The sequence below is a fragment of the Flavobacterium dankookense genome, from assembly GCF_004362665.1.
Classification (GTDB): Bacteria; Bacteroidota; Bacteroidia; order Flavobacteriales; family Flavobacteriaceae; genus Flavobacterium; species Flavobacterium dankookense.
Window position 1 is genome coordinate 225724 of the sequence record NZ_SNXR01000015.1, and the last position, 16550, is coordinate 242273.

The window sequence follows — 16550 nt, forward strand, 5'->3', positions numbered from 1 at the left end:
TCTTTAATTAAACACCGCATTTAGTTTTTGCCAAAGCGCATTATCAAAACCCGAGAGTGCAAAATTAGGATTGGTAGGATCAGAGGCATTTCCCATTCGGATAACGACCATGTTTTTGCTTGGGATAACATATATTCGTTGGTCTTCAGCACCCATTGCGGCATACATGTCTGATGGCGCATCAGGAACCAAATTGGTAGGATAGACCGTTTGTCCGCCAGGAACCATATAACTTCCTTTTCCGTTCAACCACCACAAATAGCCATAGGATGGATTTATATTCTGAGAAGTAGTGATACTTTGGTTAAAAAACGTTTCGTTGATTATGGTTTCGTTTTTCCATTTTCCTTTGTTGAGTGCTAGCAATCCGAATCGCGCCATACTTCTGGTATTGCTATTGTAAACTTTAAAAATAACGCCATTGTTCCAAAAACCATCCATTCCGATTTTGTTTTTTAGTTTGGCATTGAAATACGTTTCAAACCCTTGATTGCTCGCATCGGCAACAACATCCATCAGTTTTTGAAACACATTGTGATAGGACCACCTTGTTCCGGCATCGGCGAGATAGGTTAAATTGGCTGGTATTACAAAATTACTTTCGTCATTTAGCCCAGAAGTCATCGTTAGTAGATTTTTCGATGTGATTAGGTTTTCTTTATCTATTGGCGCGTTGGCCCAACCTTCACCTAAATAAGTGCTTACTTTATCATTGATGTTGAGCAAACCTTCTTGTTGCGCAATTCCTGTTGTTGTCGTTACAAGTGTTTTTCCAGCACTGTTCCATTGCCAAGAAGTAGAAGCGGTATGACCATCATAATATTCTTCCATCACAATTCGACCATTAACTAATATCATAAATGATTTGGTGTTTTTATCGATAAGATAGTCGCGTAGTGGTTGGAGTTGGCTTTCGTTCCATCCTAAACTTGCTGGGGTTTTGGTTTCCCAAACGTTATTGGTATTTGAAGGGAAATACATTGTTTCAACATTTGTTGTATCGCCATCATCAGAACTGCAACCTAAAAAAGTAATCGATAGTAGGAATAGATAGGTTAAATTTTTCATAAGTAACTTTTTTAACAATAGTATTTCTTAAGACGTAAAATAGACTAAAAGGTTTAAAAGGATTAGAAGGTATTTCTTTGATTGGGTTTTAGTTCAACTCATTACTTTGTTAGTAGTTACTATATAAATAACTTATTCTTGTTTAGAAAAAGTAGTTTAAAAAACCACTAAGGTTTATTTTCTATAAATTCTTTTAATCTTTTTATAAAGCTTGGTGAGTAGCAATATTCACCTCTTTGACAAATATAATTGCCGTTGCTATCTATTATTACATATCCACCACATGGATAGGCAATTGGAAAAAATATTTTTTCAATTAATCGATTTTTATCTCGTAACCAATCTATTTTTGAACCAAAATCTTTAAGATTATCAGGAGTTTTGTATATAAAAAATTGTTTTAAATTTTTTATTTTTTCAATTTCGTTGAAGTATGTGTCATGTTTATTTTTAAAATTTATCATATATCCATAAGAACTACAGGGAGTATTTCCGGGATAATAATTAATTACAAGTATATCTTCTGGTTTAAGTTCTTCTTTGCTTAAGCTTGATAAATCAGTCTTAATTGAATCGAGTAGTTGTAAACTTATTTTCCCTTTTTTGTATCTTGAGACTTTAACATTATAAAAGCATGTATCCAATTTTAATCTCAAATTATAATCCAAAGGATTGTCATGCTCTTTTATAAATTCGGTTTCTGTTATAAAATTGAAATCATCATTAAGAAAGTATTCTTTTTTCTGAGCTAAAACAAAGTAAGATGTAATGCAAAAAATAATTGTAAGGACTTTTTTTAGCATAGTTTATATCATTAACATTGTTTTTTTTAATGTTGGGCATTACAAACATAAATATAAAATTTCACTTTAAATAAAAACTAATTAGGTCTGGTAACTATTTTTTCAATTCAACGGACAGCAAATTAGTAAAATTATAAAAGAATACGGTACACAAAAAAAAGCCAGTCTGTGTAGACTGGCTTTACTTTGTAATGGTAAATTATATCTTAGATAACAGTAACATTTACAGCTGTTGGTCCTTTCTGTCCGTTTTCTACAGAATAAGACACTTTGTCGTTTTCACGTACTTGACCTGTAAGACCAGTAACATGAACAAACACGTCTTGTCCACCACTATTTGGTGTGATGAATCCGAAGCCTTTTGCTTCGTTAAAAAATTTAATTGTTCCTTCGTTCATAATAAATAATGTATTAAATAAAGCATCAAAGATAGGTATTATTATTATAATTTCAGTTTTTATTTAAATTATTTAAAAATTTTTTAAAAAATTAAACTTTTTAATATGATTTTTTTAATAAAAATAAGTATTAGTTGATTTTTTTAAAAACATATTTCCTATCTCTATTCACGTCATTTGAAAGACTAACTTTTTTATCTTTACCAAAAAAAGGAATGCAGTTTTCAACACCCGTTTTTGTTTCAAAATCAAACCATCCTATTGATTATACATCATCAATAGTGGCATTGGGTTCTTGCTTTGCTGAAAACATGGGAGAGAAGTTTAGTTATTTTAAATTTCAAAATACGGTCAATCCGTTTGGTATTATTTTTAATCCTTTTTCTATTGAAAAATTAATCGAGCGAGTGGTTAATCAATCGCTTTTTACAGAGAAGGATGTTTTTTTTCACAATGATTTGTGGCATTGCTTTGAGGTGCATTCGGAGTTGTCAAATCCTAGCAAAGAGGAATTGATAGATAACTTAAACGCTATACTCACTTCAACACGTAACCAAATAATTAAAGCTACACACATCATCATTACTTATGGCACTTCGTGGGTATATCGAAATAGAGAAACCAACGCAATTGTTGCCAATTGTCATAAAGTATCGCAAAACCAATTTACTAAAGAAATACTTTCGGTAACAACTATTGAGCAATCCATTCAAAATACGATTGATTTAATTCGTCAACTCAACCCGAGTTGTAATTTTATATTCACTATTTCGCCCGTTCGTCACATCAAAGATGGTATTGTTGAAAACCAACGAAGCAAAGCGCACTTGATTTCTGCCATTCACAGTTCAGAATTCACCATTCATAATTATTTCCCTTCCTATGAAATTATGATGGATGAACTTCGCGATTACCGTTTTTATGCCAATGATATGCTACATCCAAGTCAGCAAGCAATTGATTTTATTTGGATAAAATTCTTTGAGAATTATGTAGCAGAAAAAGAGTTTAAAACGATGCAGGAAGTTTGCGATATTCAGAAAGCTTTGGCTCATCGACCATTTAATGTTGAATCGATAAATCATCAAAAGTTTATTGATAGCACCAATAAAAAGATTGCTGCACTCCTCCAAAAACACCCGAATATTAGTTTCTAGACTTAACATGTTTCTAGTTGTAAAGCAATTGCGTAGATAAAAATACGGCAATTGCCCTATTGATTGCCTTATTGTTATCCTGCAAATTTGCATTATAACTTTAACACATTAAACAATATGAAAACAATTAAACAATTCGGATTTGCATTAGCAATTATTTTTTCTTTAACATTATCATCTTGCGGAGGTAGCGATGATAATGGCGGTGGCGGCGGATTTAACGGACCAGCAACTGGCACTTTTATTAAAGCAAAAGTTGGAGGTTCTAACTTTATATCTGAAGGAGAATTTGCAGTAGGTAATTATACAAGTGGAGCAATGGTCTTGACAGGTTCAAGCACATCGGGTAAAAATATTGGAATTCAATTATACTCAACTACAGGTTCACTTGCTGTTGGAACTTATAACATGAATGCAACACAAGATAGCGATATTGCGGTAGGAAGTATTACTTACACCGATGTTAATACAAGTACTTTTACTGTTACTCCATATAATTCATTAAACTGTGAAAATACTAATGGAACATTAGAAATCACTTTTATGGATGCTACAAAAATTGAAGGAACATTCAGTTTTGTTGGTAAAGAAGTAAAAGAAGATGAAACTTGTAATGGAGGAACTAAAACTGTTACAAATGGTTCATTTAGATTAGTATTGTAATAGTTTTTTTGAGTAATAGAAAGACCTAATTTAATTAGGTCTTTTTTTTGTTAATACGGCATTTGGCGTATTTTTTTGCATAAATGAATTGCCGAGATTTGAAAAATTAACTTAAAATTATTTTCACTCATGATATACTTCTTAACCTTTGTTTTCATAGCACTGCTTACATATATATTCTATCTAACTTACAATATACATGTGAACAGAGTTAGTTTTGATACGAAGTTAAAAGCTCTCGAAGAGTTTGTGATTCAGTTGAACGAGGAACAAAAAATGCAATCCAATCAATTGCAAATTTCTTCTGAATTAAGAGAAAAGATGAAAGAAATTAATCAAACACTAAACAGGAACATCTTTGATATAAATTACCAACTATTTGAAGATAATTATCAGAAAAAGAAATAAAATAACACTGATTTTAACAAAATTTGTATATTTAAAATATAATTTGACTTCATGAAGAAACTGTGTGTTTTTATTTTATTTGTTGTTTTTGGGAGTTGCTACTCTCAAGACATTCAAAAGCATTTGATGAAAGCATTTACTTCACAAGACTCGTCAGATTATTACTTTAAAATTGCTAAAAGGAATATAAAATCTAAGGCAGATGAAAGCCAATATTATTTTTGTAAAAATGCGCGTTGTACTGATTATAGTGAGACTGATAGTGCCATAATTTATGGAAAAAAGGCCATCAAAATGTTGAAGGAGTTGAAAGACTATCAAACACTCTGCAGTGTTTACAGTAACATTATTAAGGTGTATAGAAAACAAGGAGAATATGATACAGCTACATCTTATGCTTTGGAGGGATTGACTCTTGCTGAAAAATTAAAATACGGTTATTGGCTTGTGCATTATAATTCTTATTTATCTTTAAATTATCATGATTTTGAAAGTTATGAAAAAGGAATTTATTATGGCAAGAAATCATTAGACTATGCTCTCAAATCAAAAAAGAAAAGCACAAGTGAAATTGTAACCGCTTTAAACGTTATTGCTATCAATTATGACGATTGGAACAAACCCGATAGTGCTTTGTATTATCATAAAAAAGTCATTGATTATGTCAAAGGAAAAGACACACTTACTTTAAGCTCTACTTACAACAATATTGGAAATACTTTATTAAAGCAAAAAAAATATAAAGAAGCAGAAAAATGGATTTTAAGAGCATTAAAACTCACAAATTTAGAAGCAATTAACGAAACAAGTTCTGTAAATTATTATCAATTAGCTACCAATTATACCAATCTAGCTACAATTGCATTTGAATTAAACGATTATTCAAAAGCCGAAAAGCTATTTGAAAAAGCTTTTCTTTATTCTAAAGAAAGTAAAAATGCTGAAAAGTTAAGAGATTACTACTATCAAAAATCAAAATTTGAGAAAAAAAGAAACAACCTTCAAAAAACAGTTGAAGAACAAGAAAACTATATCAAGTTAAGAGATTCCGTTTTTGCTATTGAACGCGAAAAAACCTTTTCTGAGTTAGAAGCTAAATATCAAAACGAGAAGAAAGAAAAAGAATTATTGCGATCCAAAAACGAAATAATTCAAAACGAAAATGAAATCAAAAGAAAGAATACACAGTTTTTAATTTTATCATTAATAGTAGTTGGACTACTGATTATTTCTTATTTAATATACCGTCAGCAGAAGCTGAAAAACAAACAACAAGAACAAGAGTTCGAATTGAAATCGGCTATTTCAAGAATTGAAACACAAAACGAACTCCAAGAACAACGATTGCAAATTTCGAGAGATTTGCACGATAACATTGGTTCACAATTGACTTTTATAATTTCTTCAGTTGATAATATAAAATATGCTTTTGATATTACAAATGAAAAATTGGATAATAAACTTTCAGGAATTAGTGATTTTGCCAAATCAACTATAATTGAGCTTCGCGACACGATTTGGGCAATGAATAAAAGCGAAATTACTTTTGAAGATTTACAAATTAGAATTCATAATTTCATTGAAAAAGCAAAAATTGCTAAAACGGATGTCAACTTTAACTTTACTGTTGATAATCAATTAAAAGAATGTAAATTTTCTTCGGTGGAAGGAATGAATATTTATAGAACCATTCAAGAAGCTATAAACAATAGCATGAAATATGCTAATTCAAAGTCAATTTCGATTGCAATACAACCTAATAATGATGCTATTGAAATTTTAATTTCTGACGATGGAAAAGGATTCAAAATTGATGAGGTTTCTCTTGGAAATGGAATTGTTAATATGAAAAAAAGAATTTCGGATGTAAATGGAATATTTGAATTGCAATCTAATGAAAATGAAGGGACTAAAATAAAAATAACTATCCCTAAAAAATGTAAAAAAGTATAGATTTTATAAAATACTAAGTAATTAAATACGGCATTTGCCGTATTTTTTTTTACACGCACATCAGCCATCTTTGTAATATTAAATGAGTAGTCTAATACAGAATTAAGATAAAACGGTTGTTTTTATTGTCGTCCTTTTCAAACCAATATCAGTGGAGCAAAACTTAAGGTTTGGAAAGGACTTTTTTTTAGTTGCCAATACTTTTTTATACTAAATGTCTATAAAACCAAGTCCAATATTGCTTCTTCTTTTTCTTTTAATTTTTAAAAGCAATATCATATTGGCTCATAATGATGGGCTTATAAAACAGATTGATTCTATTAATAATCTTTCTTATCAAAACAAAATAGCCAATACTTCAAACTACCTAAAAATTTATCAAGACAATCTGAGTAAAGCCCAAAAAATCAATTACAAAATCGGAATTGCTGACTCGTACTATAACTTGAGTTTGATATACTATTTTCAAGGAAAGTACGATTTGAATACAAAATACATGCTCAAAGCAACTCGACTCTATCAGCAGTTGAAATTAAAAAACAAGCAAGCCAATTCCTATGCTGAATATGGTTATCAGTTGAAACGAAGAGACATGAATTCAGCTGTGAAGTATATGAATAAAGGAATGAGGCTGGCAGAATCTATTAAAGACGAGTTTAGTTTGAGTGGAATTTATGATAACTATGGTGTTTTGAAAGAAATGCAAAACCAACTCGATAGCGCGCTATTTTTCTACAACAAATCATTAAAACTAAAAGAAAAATTAAAAGACAATCACGGAATTCCTTATAGCGCAAATAAAATAGCTTTGGTCAAATTGATTCAAAACAAACCTCTTGAAGCAAAAACACTTTTGGATTATGCTTACAAGGTTAGAAAAGAAATTCAGGATGTTTATGGAATTGCTGAAAATTTGAATTATTATGGTTTTTATTTCAAGCAAATTAATGATGATGAAAAGTCGATAAGTTATTTTAATCAAGCAATTGAATGGAGCAAAAAGCACAATTTTCTCTATTTGACACAAGACAATTATAAAGAGTTGTCGGGCGTTTATGAGCGAAACGAAGATTTTAGAAAAGCACTGGAAACATTTAAAAGTCATGTTGAAGTTAAGGACAGTATTTTCAATTCTGAAGTAAGAAATAAACAATCAGAACTCGATATTGAATACGAAACCGAACAAAAAGAAAGGGAAATTTTAATTCAAAAAGCAAAATTGGCTGAGAAAAATCTATGGATTTTAGGTGGTTTTTCATTAGCAATAATCGCTATTCTTTTGGGCTTTTTATTCTACAGTAAACAAAAACAAAAAACAGTCCAACTTCAAAAAGAAAATGAATTAAAAGACGCATTGTTGAAAATTGAAACCCAAAATAAACTACAGGAACAACGTCTGAGAATTTCAAGAGATTTGCATGATAATATAGGTTCGCAGTTGACTTTTATTATTTCTACAATCGATAATTTGAAATATGGATTGAAAGATCAAGACGAGAAAATTATCAATAAATTAACCAGTCTAAGCGGATTTACTAAAGAAACTATTGCGGAACTTCGTGATACCATTTGGGCGATGAACAAAGACGAAATATCGTTTGAAGATTTAAAAGTGAGAATTTCCAATTTTATCGAGAATGCTCAAATTGCATCCAACGGAATTGACTTTGAGTTCAATTGTCAAGAGGAATTTGCACCGATTTCATTGAGTTCTTTGGAAGGAATAAACAGTTATAGAATTATTCAAGAATCAATAAATAACGCCTTGAAACATGCCAAACCAACAAAAGTTTCGGTTGAAGTTTTATTTCAAAATCAATTTATAGAAATCATAATTAAGGACAACGGAATTGGTTTTGATGAAGCAACGACTAATTTTGGTAACGGAATAAACAATCTAAAAAAGCGCACCAAAGAATTAAATGGTGAAATTGTAGTAACTTCACAACTAGAAAAAGGAACAACAATCGTTTTAAAATTTAAAAAAAAATAACATGTCAGTAAGAATAGCAATAGTCGACGATAATACATTTCTTCAAAAAGCCGTTGCCGAAAAGCTCTCTTTTTTTGACGATTTAGTACTGAAATTTACTGCAATAAATGGTAAAGATTTAATAACGAAATTAGAAGCAAATAAAAACATTGATTTAATTCTAATGGATATCGAAATGCCTGAATGCAATGGGATTGATGCGACTAAATTGGTTAAAAATAAATATCCTCAAATCAAAATTATTATGCTTACAGTATTTGATAACGATGAAAATATTTTCAATGCAATCAAAGCAGGAGCTGATGGTTATTTGCTCAAAGAAGTAAACCCAAAAGAACTTCATCAAGGAATTATTGAAACGCTAAATGGTGGAGCAGCAATGAATCCTTCGATAGCACTAAAAACATTAAAATTACTCAGAAACCCTGTTGATTTTGTCTCCAATGACAATCAAGAAATTAAATTGTCAACTCGCGAAATAGAAGTTCTTGAACAACTAAGCAAAGGATTGAGTTATAATATTATTGCTGATAATTTAATACTTTCTCCATCAACTGTTAGAAAACATATTGAAAACATCTATACCAAACTTCAAGTTCATAACAAATTGGAAGCCATTCAAAAAGCAAAAAATAACAATTTGATTTAATGAAAATAAGGCAATTGCCTTATTTCTTTGCTCTGTTTCATCATATAGATTTGCTTAATAACTAAAAAATAAAATGATGAAAACAAAAAATTACTTTTTAAAAATTGCTTCGGCATTATTTTTATTATTTGCTATCAACACAAATGCAAATAATTTAGAGATTACAGGAACATCAGTTTCTGGAAATGATATTACATTTAATATTTCTTGGGATAACAGTTGGAATGCCAATGTTGCACCGGCCAACTGGGATGCAGTTTGGGTTTTCGTGAAATTTCAAGATTGTAACACACGTTTGTGGGCGCATACTAGTTTAAGTACAGCTGCAGGCGATCATTCTGCGGCTTCTCCGTTACAAGTAGATCCAGTTGCCGACGGTAGAGGTGTTTTCATCAGAAGAAGTGCTCTTGGTGGTGGTAATATTTCTGCTACATCCATCACATTAAAAATGACTGGACTTGGAGCTGGGCCATATAATTTTAAAGTTTTTGGTATCGAAATGGTAAATGTACCGCAAGGAAACTTTGAAATTGGTGATGGTACAAGTACTTCATCATATAACAGTATTTCTATAACAGCTGCAACACAAGCATCAGGATTAACTTCTGCTGTAATTGGTGGTAGTTCTGCGGCTGTTCCAGCAACTTTTCCAATGGGTTACAATGCTTTTTATTGTATGAAATATGAAATATCGCAACAACAATATGTAGAGTTTTTAAACGCATTAACTTATGATCAACAAAAATCAAGAACGTTTAATGATCCAATTAGTGCAGCAGGAACTTATGCCATGTTTACAGGATTTAATTATCGTAATGGAATAAGAATTTTAACACCAGGAAACAATGCTGCTATCCCAGCAGTTTACGCTTGTGATGCAACTGCAGGTGTAGAAAACAACAGCGATGATGGTCAAGCAATTGCTAATAGCGGAATGAGTTATGCCGATTTATCTGCCTATTTAGATTGGGCTGCTTTACGTCCAATGACTGAAATGGAATTTGAGAAAATATGTAGAGGAACTTTACCTAGAGTTGGTGGAGAATACGCTTGGGGAACAACAGATATTGTTCCAGTATATAATGTTTCAGCTGGATTAATTAATGATTTTCAAGCAAATGAAACCTATACGCCAGCAACAAATGGAGCATGTGCTGTAGCTATTGGAAGTATCAGTGGTATTTACGGACCATTAAAAGTGGGTGTTTTTGCTACAGGAACATCGGGTAGAGCATCATCAGGTGCAGCTTATTATGGCGCAATGGAGATGAGTGGAAATTTACAAGAAAGATGTGTAACAACAGCAAATGCAACTGGAACAGCTTTTAACGGAACTCTTGGCGATGGAACATTAACACCTCTTGGCGACTCTAATCAAGCTACTTGGCCTTCTCCAGTAACTGCAATCGGTATCTCTTTTAAAGGTGGTGATTATATTAGTCCTGCAACACAAGCTAGAATTTCTCACAGAAATACAACAGTTGATGCTGCTAGATATCCAATTTATGGTGGTCGTGGTGTAAGATAACATTCTAATTTGATTTGCATCTCAATAGTTTTGATTTGCAATACAATGAATTATAATAATTTAAAAATCAAATTAGATGAAAACAACAAAAATATATTTAGTTGTTTGCTTAACATTTCTTTTGACACAATTCAACGCTTTTTCACAATACAACGGAGGTGTTTCGGATGGAGCAACTTTAGATGAAATTAGCGCAACCAGTTGTTCAACTCCAGCGCATTTTTATGCCTATTTTGGAGGAAACAACGATGGTGCAAGTGTCGATGAGTTAAGTGCAACAACCTGCGGATTTTCAAACTTCCAATATGCTTATTTTGGTGGAGTTTCAGATGGTGCAGCAACAGAAGAATTAAGTGCCACAACTTGTGGAATTCCACCATCTTTCTTTGCCTATTTTGGAGGAAATAGTGATGGTGCAGGAGTAGAAACTTTAGAAAGCACTGTTTGCGGATTTCCACCTCAGTTTTATGCATATTTTGGAGGAAATAGCGATGGTTTTTCATTGGATGCAACTGCTCCAATATGTCCAACGCAACCACCAGTGGCAAGTTTTACAGCGTCAACAACGGCTTTGTGTGTAGGTCAATCGGTTACGTTTACAGATACGTCAACTAATATTCCTTTTGTGTGGAATTGGACAATAACTGGTGCAACACCAAGCACATCAACAGTTCAAAATCCAACATTCACATTCAATTCACCTGGAACTTTTACGGTAGTATTTACAGCAACCAATTATAACGGAAGTGACACAGTTACCTTCACCGATTACATAACAGTAACTGCAATTCCAGTTGTAAATTCAACAACTCCAGCAAGCAGATGCGATGCAGGTACTGTAACCTTGCAAGCGGCTGCAACTTTGGGAACGTTAAATTGGTATGATGCACCAACAGGAGGAAATCTAGTTGGAACAGGAACTAGTTTTACAACGCCAAGTATTTCCGCTACAACAACCTATTATGTTCAATCGGTTGTAGGTTCATGTACTTCAACACGAGTTTCAGTTGTTGCAACGGTAAATAATACACCAACAATTACTTCAACAACTCCTGCAGCTCGATGTGGAACTGGAAATATTACTTTATTGGCAATAGCAAGTTCGGGTACAATACAATGGTATGATTTACCTTCGGGTGGAACATTATTAGCGTCAGGTGGAACATTAAATTTATTTGGGTTATCCACAACTACAACGTATTATGTTCAGGTAACCAACGGATTTTGTACTTCGTCAAGAACTCCTGTAATTGCTACGATAAATGCTGTGCCAACAGTTACATCAACAACACCAGCAACCAGATGCGATGCAGGAAGTGTAACGTTGCAAGCACTAGCTTCAAGCGGAACATTAAACTGGTACGATGCACCAACAGCAGGAACTTTAGTAGGAACAGGAACAAGTTTTACAACTCCAAGTATTAGTACCACAACAACTTATTATGTTGAAGCAACTTCTGGAACTTGTAATTCAGCGCGAACTGCAGTAACAGCAACAGTGAATGTTACACCAAGTATAACTTCTACTACTCCAGGAAATAGATGTGATACAGGTAGTGTTACTCTTTTTGCTTCAGCAAATGCTGGAACGTTAAATTGGTACAATGCTCCAACTGGAGGAACTTTACTTGGAACTGGAACAAGTTTTACAACGCCTAGTATTTCTGCAACTACAACGTATTATGTCGAAGCTGTAAATGGATCTTGTACTTCTGTGAGAACATCAGTTGTAGCTACCGTAAATGCAAGTCCAACAATATCATCAACAACTCCAGCGAGTATTTGTAGTGGTGATGCATTCAACATAACAGCTGTAGCAAGTTCGGGAACAGTTAATTGGTATAATTCACCAACAGGTGGAACTTTGCTCGCAACAGGAAGTAATTATTCATTGTCAAGTTTGAGTACTACAACAATTTTTTATGCTCAAGCAATTGACGGAAGTTGTTCATCAGTAAGAACTCCTGTAGAAGTTACGGTAACCAATAGACCAACAAATACGTCGTCAACGCCAGCTTCACGTTGTGGAAATGGTTCGGTTACTTTATCGGCAACTTTCTCATCTGGAACTGTAAATTGGTATGATGCTCCAGTTGGCGGTACTTTAGTCGGAACAGGTTTTAACTTTACCACACCAAGTTTATCTGCTACAACTTCGTATTTTGCAGAAGCGACGAACGGAGTTTGTACATCATTAGTAAGAACATCGGTTACAGCAACTATTAATGAAATTCCAGTGATAACTTCAACAACGCCAGCGAGTAGATGCGGCGACGGAAGTGTAACATTACAAGCAACAGCAAGTATCGGAACAATTAATTGGTACAACGCTCCAACAGGCGGAACATTAGTGGCAACTGGTGGAAGTTTCACTACTCCAATTTTAGGAACTACAACTATTTATTATGTTGAGGTTGTAAATGGAGGTTGTAATTCGGCTCGAACTGCTGTAAACGCAACAGTATTTGCAGTAGCAACAATCACTTCAACATCACCAGCGAGTAGATGCGATGCAGGAACTTTAACATTAAATGCAACTTCCAATATCGGAACATTGAATTGGTATAATGCGCCTTCTGGAGGAACTTTGCTCGCAACAGGAACAAGTTTTACAACACCTGTAATTTCAAATTCTACAACGTATTATGTAGAAGCAACAAATGGTTCTTGTACATCTTCGAGAGTGGCAGTAACGGCTTCAATAAACACAATTGCTGCACCAACAGGTTTTGCAAATCAAACCTTCTGTGCAGGAGAAACTGTCGGATTAATTTTGGTTACTGGTTCGAACGTAATTTGGTATGATTCTCCAACAGGCGGAAATATAATTCCAAATGGAACAGCTTTAGTTTCTGGAACAACCTATTATGCTTCTCAAACGCTTACCAGTTGTGAAAGTCCAACAAGATTGGCGGTTACAATGACTTTAGGTGGATGTTTAGGTATTGATGATTTTGAAAAAAATAACATAAAAATCTATCCAAATCCAACAGAAAATAGCGTTACTATTTCAAGTACACAACAAATCAAAAATGTTGAAGTTGTTAATTTACTTGGTCAATCGCTATTTGTAAAGCAATTTAACTCCATGCAAGATGAGGTAGATTTATCAAAATTGCCAACAGCTACTTATTTACTCAAAATTAGTGATGAAAATGGTTCAACCAAAATCAGCAAAGTAATTAAGAAGTAATAATCATAAATTGATTAGAAACCGTCTCACTTTTGAGGCGGTTTTTTTAATATAAATAAATTTGATTTTCTATCTTCGTTCAAATTATTGAAAATGACAAGGAAAGTATCAACAGAAACTCAAATCAAAAATCTTTTAGTTCCAATTATTCAAGGAATTGGAAGATCAGGAAAGCTCATTTACTTGCTTTTATTTATCGTCATTGGTGTAATTATCTTCAAATTTTTCTCTTCCAAAGAAGAAGCTTCAACAATTGAATACAACACAAATTTAATTGAGAAGCAAATCAAAAATGTTGGAAAACTAATTGTTACCGAAGGACATTTTGCCGAAGTTCTTACTTATAAAGACCAAAAAAGATATCTTATGGATATGGTTTCTTTTGAAAAAAAGGCATTGATAATTGTCAATGCAGATGTCACTGTCGCTTATGATATGAGGCAAATAAAGTATGATATTGACGAAAAAAATAAAACGATTACCATCCTCAACATTCCAAAAGAGGAAATTAAAATCAGTCCTAATATTGAATATTATGATGTAGATCAAAGCACATTAAATCCATTCACAGGTGATGATTACAACAAAGTGAACAAAACGGTTCGTGCCAATTTGCAAAAGAAAATTGAAAAATCCACATTAAAATCAAATGCAAAAAACAGATTGTTAAGTGAGTTGTCAAAGATTTTAATCCTTACTAATTCCATGGGTTGGAAATTAGTGTATGAAGGAAATAGCATTACTAACGAAGCTGACTTTAATAAAAAACTATAATTGTTTTGATGAAGCCAATTGATAGAAAAACCGAAATCATAAACGTATCCGCAAAACTTTTCAAAGAAAAAGGATACAGCGCTGTAACTATGCGTGACATTGCCCAAGCTATGGATATAAAAGCAGCAAGTTTATACAATCACATCAAATCAAAACAAGAAATTTTAGTCTTAATAATCATTGAAATAGCCGAAGAATTTACTTCCGTAATTGATGAAATACTAGCTTCAGACCAAACTACAATCCAAAAAATCGAACGAGTTATTCAACTTCATATCGATATTACTCTACGAAATTCAGATGCATTAGCTTGCCTAAACAACGATTGGATGCATTTAACCGACGACGATTTAATCTATTTCATCAAAATGCGTGAAGACTACGAAGAAAGTTTTCGAAAAATTATTAAATCCGGAATAGCAAACGGCGAAATCAAAAACCTAAACATCGAAGTCATCATTTTCTCCACACTTTCCACACTAAGAACGCTCTACCTCTGGTACGGAAAGAAAAAAACAATCAAACCCGAAGTCCTAAAAGCAAATATGATACAGGTTTTATTAAATGGAATAGTGTAAGCAAAACTTAATGAACCTTAATTTATTAATTGACGAAAATACAAGCAATATTTTTTTAAATTTCTCAAGTTTATCCAATCTGTATTGCAACTTAAAACTTAATGAACCTTAATTTCTTAATGGTTCAAAAAACTACCCAATGGTTTTAACTAAACCTAGATAAAAAATTATAACGTTTTCGTAACATATCAAAATTTTCACTAAATTTGCATAACAAACTAACAAGTGTTAGTTAAAAAGTAGTAAGAAGTTATGTCAAAATTTCACAGCATAAAAATTGCCGATATTTACAAGGAAACAAAAGATTGTTCCGTACTTTCTTTTGAAATTCCAAACGATTTAAAGGAAGAATTCCAATACAAACAAGGACAACATTTAACGCTTCGATCAATCATCAACGGTCAAGATACACGTCGTTCCTATTCATTATGTTCATCTCCAATCGAAAATACGTGGAAAATCGCTGTTAAAAAAATCAACGGCGGATTGTTTTCAACTTTCGTAAACGACACCCTTAAAAAAGGTGACACCATCGAAGTTATGGCGCCAAATGGTGAATTTAATGTAGCAATCAACTCCCAAAAACCGAAAAATTACATCGTTTTTGCAGCAGGAAGCGGAATAACTCCAATTCTTTCCATCATAAAAACGCACTTAATTTCCGAGCCAAACAGCACATTTAAACTGTTTTACCTCAATCGTACCGTAAAATCAATTATCTTTAAAGAAGAAATTGAACAACTAAAAAATACCTATTTCGACCGTTTCGAAATCTTCCATTTCTTAACCAAAGAACACCGAAGCATCGAATTATTAAACGGACGATTTACCAAAGAAAAATTACAAGTTCTTACCAAAAATATCATCGACATTCCATCAACCGACGAATGTTTTATTTGCGGTCCAGAACAAATGATATTCCTAATCCGCGACGAATTAGTAGCCGCAGGTTTAGACAAAAATAAAATCCATTACGAGCTGTTTACCTCAGGAATTACTGAAGAAGACAAAGCCCGAATGGCAAAAATTGTAGAGAAAAAAGTAGAAGGAACAGATGTAACAATCATCGATGGCGGAAAAGAATTCCATTTCGTTATGGACGACGATTTCGACAACATTCTAGACGGTGCATTAGCCGCTGGAGCCGATTTGCCATTCGCCTGCAAAGGTGGCGTTTGCAGCACATGCAAGTGCAAAGTCGTGTCAGGAACAGTCGAAATGAAAATCAATTACGCACTCGACGAAAACGAAGTCGCAAAAGGATTGGTGTTAAGCTGTCAAGCCGTGCCAACCTCAGAAAAAGTAGTAGTCGATTTTGGAGTTTAGGAGCGGCACGAGCGATAGCGAATTGGCGAAGCAAATGGCTTGGGCATTTTTTGCAATCC

At 33.0% G+C, this 16550-nt stretch carries 14 protein-coding genes; 11 read left to right on the forward strand and 3 right to left on the reverse strand.

Features of this window, described 5'->3' with window-relative positions:
* Positions 1–3: 3 nt before the first annotated feature.
* The 3 genes from BC748_RS11285 to BC748_RS11295 form a co-directional block, all read right to left on the reverse strand.
* Positions 4–1068: a serine hydrolase domain-containing protein gene (locus BC748_RS11285; RefSeq protein WP_162846455.1), complete on the reverse strand. Its 1065-nt coding sequence runs from the start codon at positions 1066–1068 to the stop codon at positions 4–6.
* Positions 1069–1235: 167 nt separating this feature from the next.
* Positions 1236–1871 (reverse strand): hypothetical protein, encoded by a 636-nt coding sequence (locus tag BC748_RS11290; protein WP_133533600.1) that lies wholly within the window; start codon positions 1869–1871, stop codon positions 1236–1238.
* A 206-nt stretch (positions 1872–2077) separates the two neighbouring features.
* Positions 2078–2269: a cold-shock protein gene (locus tag BC748_RS11295; RefSeq protein WP_133533601.1), complete on the reverse strand. Its 192-nt coding sequence runs from the start codon at positions 2267–2269 to the stop codon at positions 2078–2080.
* A gap of 215 nt (positions 2270–2484) precedes the next feature.
* Between BC748_RS11295 and BC748_RS11300 the strand changes: the two genes are divergently transcribed.
* The 11 genes from BC748_RS11300 (at position 2485) to paaE (ending at position 16491) form a co-directional block, all read left to right on the forward strand.
* Positions 2485–3426, forward strand: coding sequence for a GSCFA domain-containing protein (locus BC748_RS11300; protein ID WP_133533602.1), 942 nt, complete (start codon positions 2485–2487; stop codon positions 3424–3426).
* Positions 3427–3543: 117 nt separating this feature from the next.
* Positions 3544–4089 (forward strand): DUF6252 family protein, encoded by a 546-nt coding sequence (locus BC748_RS11305; RefSeq protein ID WP_133533603.1) that lies wholly within the window; start codon positions 3544–3546, stop codon positions 4087–4089.
* Positions 4090–4218: 129 nt separating this feature from the next.
* Positions 4219–4497 carry a hypothetical protein gene (locus tag BC748_RS11310; protein WP_133533604.1) on the forward strand — a complete coding sequence of 93 codons (279 nt, stop codon included), beginning with the start codon at positions 4219–4221 and terminating at the stop codon, positions 4495–4497.
* A gap of 51 nt (positions 4498–4548) precedes the next feature.
* Positions 4549–6450 carry a tetratricopeptide repeat-containing sensor histidine kinase gene (locus BC748_RS11315; protein WP_133533605.1) on the forward strand — a complete coding sequence of 634 codons (1902 nt, stop codon included), beginning with the start codon at positions 4549–4551 and terminating at the stop codon, positions 6448–6450.
* Positions 6451–6664: 214 nt separating this feature from the next.
* A complete protein-coding gene (locus tag BC748_RS11320; protein ID WP_133533606.1) occupies positions 6665–8443 on the forward strand; it encodes a tetratricopeptide repeat-containing sensor histidine kinase in 1779 nt (592 codons plus the stop codon).
* 1 nt (position 8444) lies between these two features.
* Complete coding sequence (locus BC748_RS11325) at positions 8445–9092, forward strand: response regulator (protein WP_133533607.1); 648 nt, start codon at positions 8445–8447, stop codon at positions 9090–9092.
* 76 nt (positions 9093–9168) lie between these two features.
* Positions 9169–10620, forward strand: a complete 1452-nt coding sequence (locus BC748_RS11330) for an SUMF1/EgtB/PvdO family nonheme iron enzyme (RefSeq protein WP_162846456.1) — start codon at positions 9169–9171, stop codon at positions 10618–10620.
* 76 nt (positions 10621–10696) lie between these two features.
* Positions 10697–13813 carry an Ig-like domain-containing protein gene (locus tag BC748_RS11335; protein WP_133533609.1) on the forward strand — a complete coding sequence of 1039 codons (3117 nt, stop codon included), beginning with the start codon at positions 10697–10699 and terminating at the stop codon, positions 13811–13813.
* Between the two features lie 93 nt (positions 13814–13906).
* A complete protein-coding gene (locus BC748_RS11340) occupies positions 13907–14587 on the forward strand; it encodes a DUF4230 domain-containing protein (protein ID WP_133533610.1) in 681 nt (226 codons plus the stop codon).
* An 8-nt stretch (positions 14588–14595) separates the two neighbouring features.
* Positions 14596–15165, forward strand: coding sequence for a TetR/AcrR family transcriptional regulator (locus BC748_RS11345; RefSeq protein ID WP_211338557.1), 570 nt, complete (start codon positions 14596–14598; stop codon positions 15163–15165).
* 252 nt (positions 15166–15417) lie between these two features.
* The gene (gene paaE / locus BC748_RS11350) at positions 15418–16491 is read left to right on the forward strand and encodes a 1,2-phenylacetyl-CoA epoxidase subunit PaaE (protein WP_133533611.1); all 1074 of its coding nucleotides are present in this window, start codon (positions 15418–15420) and stop codon (positions 16489–16491) included.
* The last annotated feature ends 59 nt before the right edge of the window (positions 16492–16550 follow it).

What these genes read in the sequence shown, in the direction of transcription:
- BC748_RS11285 (WP_162846455.1), bottom strand. Translation starts at nt 1,068, where the DNA reads ATGAAAAATTTAACCTATCTATTCCTACTATCGATTACTTTTTTAGGT.
- BC748_RS11290 (WP_133533600.1), bottom strand. Translation starts at nt 1,871, where the DNA reads ATGCTAAAAAAAGTCCTTACAATTATTTTTTGCATTACATCTTACTTT.
- BC748_RS11295 (WP_133533601.1), bottom strand. Translation starts at nt 2,269, where the DNA reads ATGAACGAAGGAACAATTAAATTTTTTAACGAAGCAAAAGGCTTCGGA.
- BC748_RS11300 (WP_133533602.1), top strand. Translation starts at nt 2,485, where the DNA reads ATGCAGTTTTCAACACCCGTTTTTGTTTCAAAATCAAACCATCCTATT.
- BC748_RS11305 (WP_133533603.1), top strand. Translation starts at nt 3,544, where the DNA reads ATGAAAACAATTAAACAATTCGGATTTGCATTAGCAATTATTTTTTCT.
- BC748_RS11310 (WP_133533604.1), top strand. Translation starts at nt 4,219, where the DNA reads ATGATATACTTCTTAACCTTTGTTTTCATAGCACTGCTTACATATATA.
- BC748_RS11315 (WP_133533605.1), top strand. Translation starts at nt 4,549, where the DNA reads ATGAAGAAACTGTGTGTTTTTATTTTATTTGTTGTTTTTGGGAGTTGC.
- BC748_RS11320 (WP_133533606.1), top strand. Translation starts at nt 6,665, where the DNA reads ATGTCTATAAAACCAAGTCCAATATTGCTTCTTCTTTTTCTTTTAATT.
- BC748_RS11325 (WP_133533607.1), top strand. Translation starts at nt 8,445, where the DNA reads ATGTCAGTAAGAATAGCAATAGTCGACGATAATACATTTCTTCAAAAA.
- BC748_RS11330 (WP_162846456.1), top strand. Translation starts at nt 9,169, where the DNA reads ATGAAAACAAAAAATTACTTTTTAAAAATTGCTTCGGCATTATTTTTA.
- BC748_RS11335 (WP_133533609.1), top strand. Translation starts at nt 10,697, where the DNA reads ATGAAAACAACAAAAATATATTTAGTTGTTTGCTTAACATTTCTTTTG.
- BC748_RS11340 (WP_133533610.1), top strand. Translation starts at nt 13,907, where the DNA reads ATGACAAGGAAAGTATCAACAGAAACTCAAATCAAAAATCTTTTAGTT.
- BC748_RS11345 (WP_211338557.1), top strand. Translation starts at nt 14,596, where the DNA reads ATGAAGCCAATTGATAGAAAAACCGAAATCATAAACGTATCCGCAAAA.
- paaE (WP_133533611.1), top strand. Translation starts at nt 15,418, where the DNA reads ATGTCAAAATTTCACAGCATAAAAATTGCCGATATTTACAAGGAAACA.